Genomic DNA, 1,210 nt, shown 5'->3' on the forward strand with positions numbered 1-1,210 from the left:
AATCCGGCGACTTTTCCCCCTGTGGTGGAGTATGTGGAAATATTACAAGAAGAAATTAGTCTTAGTCAGGGGACGGGGAAACCCCTAGAAACAATTTTTTTTGGGGGGGGGACTCCTTCCCTGTTACCGGTGGAATTATTAGGAGCAATTCTGGATACTTTAGCCAAAAAGTTTGATTTTGCGGCCGATATAGAAATTTCTATGGAGATTGATCCAGCTACCTTTAGTTTAGAACAATTACAGGGTTATCTTAGCGCGGGAGTCAATCGGGTTAGTTTAGGAGTACAGGCTTTTCAAGAACCATTATTACAGGTTTCTGGTCGATCGCATACTGTTAAGGATATCTATCAGGCAGTGGAATTAATTCAGGGATTGGGAATAGTTAACTATAGTTTGGATTTGATTTCGGGATTGCCACAACAAACCCTGACAGATTGGGAAAATTCCCTAGAAAAAGCGATCGAACTGCAACCGGCCCATCTTTCCTGTTACGATTTGGTCTTAGAAGCGGTTACTCCTTTCGGTAAACAGTATCAACCGGGGAAAAAACCCTTACCCGATGATGAAACCACGGCGAAAATGTATGTTTTAGCCGGTGAAAAACTAGCTTTAGCCGGTTATCAACATTACGAGATTTCTAACTATGCCAAACCGGGTTATCAATGCCGACATAATCGAGTTTACTGGGAAAATCGTCCCTATTACGGTTTTGGTATGGGGGCCGCTAGTTATCTTCATCAACAACGTTTTACCCGTCCGCGCAAAAGTCGCGACTATTTCGCTTGGGTAAAAGAAGGCTGTCAGATTGACGTGGAGAAAAATAGTTTGATTGATGATCTTCTCGAAACCTTAATGCTAGGGTTAAGGTTAGGGTCAGGGGTGAGTTTACCCGCCATTGAAGCTAATTTTGGCTCGGAAATCAAAAAAGCAATTTTAGAGGTCTTAGAGCCGCATAAACAGCGTAATTTAGTAATAATTGAGGGGGATAGCAGGGTAAGATTAAGCGACCCCGAAGGTTTTTTGTTTTCTAATCTAGTTTTAACCGATTTATTCGATCGCTGGCAATAGTTAGGGTCTGCTGAAAAAGTTTGTTGGTGGGGGCAGGGTGTGGGGTGTAGGGTGTAGGGTGTAGGGTTTTACCGATTTTGAGGTAGTCAGTTACCTAATTTTCAGGGAAAAAGTACCTGAATTTTACCCCCGATCACTCCAA

At 42.7% G+C, this 1,210-nt stretch carries 1 protein-coding gene; it reads left to right on the forward strand.

What is annotated here, in order from left to right:
- Positions 1–1,068: radical SAM family heme chaperone HemW (hemW, locus tag PX481_RS03565; protein WP_288093689.1), on the forward strand; the 1,068-nt coding region annotated here is incomplete at its 5' end.
- Positions 1,069–1,210: the final 142 nt, after the last annotated feature.

The organism is Microcystis sp. M53603_WE2 (genome assembly GCF_030065435.1).